This is a genomic window from uncultured Jatrophihabitans sp., from assembly GCF_964246335.1.
Taxonomy (GTDB): domain Bacteria; phylum Actinomycetota; class Actinomycetes; order Mycobacteriales; family Jatrophihabitantaceae; genus Jatrophihabitans.
Map to the genome: position 1 here is coordinate 1 of NZ_CAXTQF010000115.1, position 5,312 is coordinate 5,312.

General features: G+C 66.8%; 6 protein-coding genes and 1 pseudogene. 6 read left to right on the top strand and 1 reads right to left on the bottom strand.

Annotated elements, in window-relative coordinates; genetic code table 11:
- Positions 1-24: 24 nt before the first annotated feature.
- The 6 genes and pseudogenes from ACFFCN_RS18400 (at position 25) to ACFFCN_RS18425 (ending at position 4,835) form a co-directional block, all read left to right on the top strand.
- Positions 25-972 carry a M56 family metallopeptidase gene (locus ACFFCN_RS18400; RefSeq protein WP_375494038.1) on the top strand — a complete coding sequence of 316 codons (948 nt, stop codon included), beginning with the start codon at positions 25-27 and terminating at the stop codon, positions 970-972.
- Positions 973-1,015: 43 nt separating this feature from the next.
- Positions 1,016-1,918: an undecaprenyl-diphosphate phosphatase gene (locus ACFFCN_RS18405; RefSeq protein WP_375494040.1), complete on the top strand. Its 903-nt coding sequence runs from the start codon at positions 1,016-1,018 to the stop codon at positions 1,916-1,918.
- Positions 1,919-2,087: 169 nt separating this feature from the next.
- A pseudogene (locus ACFFCN_RS18410) lies at positions 2,088-3,025 on the top strand (ATP-binding cassette domain-containing protein).
- Positions 3,022-3,834, top strand: a complete 813-nt coding sequence (locus tag ACFFCN_RS18415; protein WP_375494042.1) for an ABC transporter permease — start codon at positions 3,022-3,024, stop codon at positions 3,832-3,834. Before ACFFCN_RS18410 ends, ACFFCN_RS18415 begins: the two are co-directional and overlap by 4 nt.
- A 204-nt stretch (positions 3,835-4,038) precedes the next feature.
- Entirely contained in the window at positions 4,039-4,308 is a 270-nt protein-coding gene (locus ACFFCN_RS18420) for a DUF1778 domain-containing protein (RefSeq protein WP_375494044.1), read from the top strand.
- Entirely contained in the window at positions 4,305-4,835 is a 531-nt protein-coding gene (locus ACFFCN_RS18425; protein WP_375494045.1) for an N-acetyltransferase, read from the top strand. Before ACFFCN_RS18420 ends, ACFFCN_RS18425 begins: the two co-directional genes overlap by 4 nt.
- A gap of 220 nt (positions 4,836-5,055) precedes the next feature.
- On the opposite strand, the gene ACFFCN_RS18430 is transcribed toward ACFFCN_RS18425, so the two are convergent.
- Positions 5,056-5,312 (bottom strand): hypothetical protein (locus tag ACFFCN_RS18430; protein ID WP_375494047.1); only part of this gene is annotated, 257 nt, incomplete at its 5' end.

Consider the following 5,312-nt stretch of genomic DNA (forward strand, 5'->3'; position numbering starts at 1 on the left):
ATCGCGGCCGCCGCGGCGGCCGCGATGACCTCGGCGGTGTGGATCGCGGTTGCCGGCGTGCCTGTCCTGATCAGCGTGGGGCTGGGGGCGCTGGCGCCGGCGCTGGCTCACCAGTCGAGCCCACCATGGGCCGCGCGCCTGCTTGTCGGCCTGGCCCTCGTGGCAGCGTTGGCCACCGGCCTCGCCTTGTGCGCCCTGGCGGTGCTCGGCATCGGACAGATCCCGTCGGCCGGCCGCTTCGGCGGCTGGTCCGCCGACGCAATCTCGGACAGCACGCCGGTTCCCGGCGTCGTCGGAATCATCGCCGGTCTTGTCGCGGTCGCCCTGCTGGTGCGCGCAGGCACACACGCCGTGCGCGCATTAGCGCGCCTGCGCAGCGCGATCATCGACAGCCGCGGCCTCACCGCCGCAGCGGACGGCATTGTGGTTGTCGACGACCCGCAGACCACACGCGCCTATTCGGTTCCGGGCCGCCCCGGGCGCATCGTCGCGACATCGGGTCTGCTTGCCCTGCTCGATCACGACGAACGCCGCGCGGTCGTGGCGCACGAGCGGGCGCATCTGCGTCACTACCACGTCGGGTACGTGCAATTCGCCGAGCTTGCCGCGGCGGCCAACCCGCTGCTGCATCGCGTGGCTCGCACCGTCCGGCAGGTGGTCGAGACCTGGGCCGACGCCGAGTCCGTGGCCGAGGTCGGCGACCCGATGTGCGTCGCGCGCGCCCTCGCCAAAGCCACCTTGGGGCCCGCGAGCGCCGCTCCGGCCGGCGCGGCGCTCGCCATTGCCGAGGATTCCGACATCACCGTGCGCGTGCGTGCCCTACTCGATCCCCCGCGTCGACGCACGCGCCGCTGGGTAACCGCAGCGCTGCTGAGCGCGATCTTGTGCACCGCCGGGTCCGGTGTCCTTGCCTTGCGCGCCCACCAGGATGTGGAAACCGCGCAATGGCAGTTCGTGCACACAACCCGCTGAGCGACCGAACTAGCGAACTACTTGCCCAATAGTAGTTGCTGGCGTGCACACTCATCTGAGCTGGCTCGAGGCCGGCGTCATCGGCATCTTGCAGGGCGTCACCGAATTGTTCCCGGTGTCCAGTCTGGGGCACAGCGTCTTGATCCCGGCCGTCGTCGGTGGCTCCTGGTCGCGGGACCTGAACGTTCGGGCGCCCGAGTCGCCGTACCTGGCGTTCATCGTCGGTTTGCACGTGGCTACCGCCATCGCCCTGATCATCTACTTCTGGCGTGACTGGGTGCGCATCGTGCGGGGCCTGGTGACCAGCATCGTGCGCCGCGAGATCAACGACCCCGATCAACGCCTCGCATGGCTGCTCGTGCTGGCCACCATTCCCGTCGGGATCGTCGGGTTGCTGCTCGAACACCTCTTCCGCACGACGCTGTCGCGCCCCAACCCGACCGCGGCGTTCCTGATCGTCAACGGCCTCGTGCTACTGGCGATCGAACGGGCGCGTCGCCGGGAGCGGACCGATCAGAGATACGTCGACGAGCGTGTCAGCGGAGCGGAGTCCGACGGGCGGCTCGCTCAGCTGCCGGTGCTTCGCGCGGTAGCCATCGGCAGCGCCCAGATCCTCGCCCTGGCGCCAGGGATCTCGCGCTCCGGCGTGGCGACGACGACCGGCATGTCGTTCGGCTTGAGCCGCGAAGATGCCGGGCGATTCGCGTTCCTGCTCGCAACGCCGGTCATCCTCGCCGCCGGCGCCCTCAAGATCGGCGACCTGACCGGGCCGCTCGGCGAGGGCATCCGGGGACAGGTGATATTCGGATCGGTGCTGTCCGGAATCGGGGCCTACCTGTCCGTTCGGTTCCTCACCCGGTACCTCGCCAACCGCTCACTGAGACCGTTCGGCGCGTACTGCATCGTTGCGGGCGCTGCCTGCCTGACGTGGTTCGCGATCCGCTGAGGGTCAGGACGTAACGTCTGCGGCCGACGTTGCTGATGGGTCGTTGATCGTGGCGGTGCCCGGATCCCCGGCTGTACTACCGTCGAATTAGTAGTCCGGCGAACGCAGACCAAGTGGTGTCGGGCAGCCCGCGAACGCGATCCCACTGAGCAGATGACCGGAGCCTCACTTGATTGACGCCGAACACTTGACCAAACGTTACGGCTCGACAGTGGCGGTCGATCGGGTGAGCTTCACCGTGCGACCGGGCGTCGTGACCGGGTTTCTCGGCCCAAACGGGGCCGGCAAGTCGACGACGATGCGGATGATCCTCGGTTTGGATCGGCCGACCAATGGACGGGTCACCGTCAACGGCAAACTCTTCGCCGAGCATCCCGACCCCTTGCGTCAGGTCGGCGGGCTACTTGAAGCTCGCGCTATCCACCCGGGACGTTCAGCGCGCAATCACCTGCGGGCGATGGCGGCCACCGCGCGGCTCGGGCCGCAGCGGGTCGACCAGGTGCTGGACATGGTCGGGCTGAGCGATGTCGCTGACCGACGAGTCGGGAAGTTCTCCCTCGGCATGGGTCAACGGCTGGGCATCGCCGCAGCGCTGTTGGGCGACCCGCACACCCTGATTCTTGATGAACCGGTCAACGGCCTTGACCCCGAGGGAGTGCGGTGGGTGCGTTTGCTGCTCCGGCGGCTCGCCGCGGAGGGTCGCACCGTGTTCCTGTCCTCGCATCTGATGAGTGAGATGGCGGTGACGGCCGACCACGTGATCGTCGTCGGCAAGGGCCGTCTGTTGCGGGACCAGCCGATGGCCGATTTTGTGGCGCAGAGCGGGACGCAGGTCGTCATGTCCGCTCACCGCAAGCCGAACAGCTGGCACGACTGCTTCGCGACGCCGACGGAACCGTCCGTCCTGTGGGGCCTGCGGGCTTGGACGTCGAAGGCATGGCCATCGAGCAAGTCGGCGACCTGGCCGCCCACGCACGTCTGACGCTGCACGAACTGTCCAGCCGACAAGCATCGCTGGAAGAGGCCTACATGACCCTGACCGGCGACGCCGTTGAGCACCGGGGCCGCGACGCAGACCAGGACGACATCAGCGTGAGCGTGGCATGAGCGCCGCCGTGGACGCCGTTACCCAGGCACCGCCGGGTGACGCGCGGGTGTCGTTCGCCGGCGCCGTCTCAGCTGAATGGATCAAATTCCGCACCCTGCGTTCCACCCTCGCCGTCCTCGGCGCCGCCATGCTGGGAATGCTGGTCATCGGTGTCATCGTGGGGTTCAACACCCGACATTTGACACGGAATCTGCAGCCCGACGACGTCGTCCAATCCTCAACCTTGCAGGGTTACTACCTCGCACAATTGCTGATCGGCGCATTGGGCGTGCTGTTCGTGTCCGGGGAATACGGCTCGGGGATGATCCGCTCATCCTTCGCCGCCGTACCGCGCCGTCTTCCGGTCCTCTGGGCCAAGATCATTGTCTTTGTCGTGGTCACGTTCCCCGCGATGTTGCTGATGTGCTTCGTGACCTTCCTTGCGGCGCAGGGCGTCATCTCGAGTGCCCGTCCGGGCTTCTCGCTCGGCGACCCGGGCGTCTTGCGCGTGGTCGTCGGCACCGCTGGTTACCTGACCTTGATCGGCGTTCTCGGCGGCATGCTCGGCTGGATCGTGCGCAATACCCCAGGTGCACTCGTCGCTTATTTCGCGACCGTGCTGGTCCTTCCGGTCATCTTCGGCAACGTCTTGGGAACGTGGGGTAAGGACATCGCCCAATTCATGCCGAGCAATGCCGGCAGCAGTTTCGCCGCCAGCCTGCCCGAGTCGCCCAGCCTGTCACCGACAATCGGGCTGATCGTGTTGCTTGCCTGGGTGGCCGTCGCGGTCGCGATCGCCGCTGCGCAGCTGTCCCGACGCGACGCCTAGCAGTAAGCCCCACGCCCTGCCGCATCGCCACGACGGATTGAGGGTCAGGTGCTGCGCAAAACTGCATCCAGGCGACGCAACCCGTGATACAAGCGCCAAAGACGGGTTCGCGAGCGTCCACTGGGCGAACCCGATCGGGGTTAGAGTATTGCTGATGCCGTACAAACGCCGTACAGTGAGTTTGGTTGGAGGTGGGGCAGCGTTATGACTGCAACGAAGACCCGGCGTTTAGAGGCGCGCACCGATGAGCAGACCGAGCAGCTCGTCGCGGATGCGTCGGCTCTGCTGCACATGTCCAAGACAGCCTTCATCGAAGATGCGGTACGAACCGCCGCCCGCAAGGTCGTCGCTCGAGCTGACGTGACCATCATGTCAGTGGACGTGTTCGATTCCATGATGAGCGCGCTGCACGAGCCCGACCACTCCCCCGAATTGGCTGACCTCTCCGCCCTGCCTCGCCTGATCGGGCGGTGAACGGCACCGCCTACCGGCTGACGCCGTTTGACCCCGCCGTTGACCTGAACGGCTTCGACTGCGGCGAGCCGTCCTACAACCAGTGGCTGACCAGCGCGGCCGCCAGGGCACACGAGAGCGGCTCTGCGCATGTCACGCTCCTGATCGAGATCAGCGAGCGCGCCACTGAGCGCGTCGTAGGGTACTTCGCCATTTGCCCTACCTTGGTGGTGCGCGACCAAATGCCGCACCCGATGCAGCGGCGCATGTTGCGCAGTACGCCAGGGTGGCTGATAGCCAAACTCGCGCTGGCCATGCCCTTGCGAGCGACCCCGCAACAGTGGGGACGGCAGCTGCTTCGCGAGGCACTGGTCCAGGTGATAGCGGCAGCGGATCGCGGCGGTGGCGCAATCGTCGTCGTTGACGCCGACAACGACGGGCTCGTCCCGTTTTACGAACGCAACGGTTTCGTCGCCACCGGCGGGGATGACCTTCGGCTGTTCATGAAGATCGCGACCGCACGCGCTTACCTCACCGAACCAGGCTAAGGTCCGCGACCCATCCCACGATCACGACCCAGCGGTACCGCCCTATGAGGCCCGCCAGCCGGGCAAGCCGATCCGGATCTAGCGCAACACGAGTACCTGGTCGGCCAGCGGAGAGCGTTCGGCCGTCCGACCGAACATCCGCGAGGTCGGGACAGTCCATCCGATGGTGACCATGGCTACGCCGATCCATGCACTAGAGGTGCTGATCACCTCATGGAGGTCAGCCGATCTGCCCCGAGCGTGCTCGGGTGGCCCACGGCCAGGCGGGGGATTCCGGCTCGTCGACCGACTCGAACGCCGCGGCATCGCCGAACGCACCCCCGACCCCACCGACCGCCGACGCAGCAACGTCCGACTGTCCGAAACCGGCGGACAACTTCTTGCCGACGTCCGCGACTGGATGAGTGAGGCCTTCCACGGCATCGCCCCACCAGACCTGACGACATTGACGACCCAACTCGTAGACCTCGCCAATGC

Excerpts from the sequence above, each read along its gene's own strand:
- ACFFCN_RS18415 (WP_375494042.1), top strand. The coding sequence starts at position 3,022 with ATGAGCGCCGCCGTGGACGCCGTTACCCAGGCACCGCCGGGTGACGCG.
- ACFFCN_RS18400 (WP_375494038.1), top strand. The coding sequence starts at position 25 with ATGACCTCGGCGGTGTGGATCGCGGTTGCCGGCGTGCCTGTCCTGATC.
- ACFFCN_RS18420 (WP_375494044.1), top strand. The coding sequence starts at position 4,039 with ATGACTGCAACGAAGACCCGGCGTTTAGAGGCGCGCACCGATGAGCAG.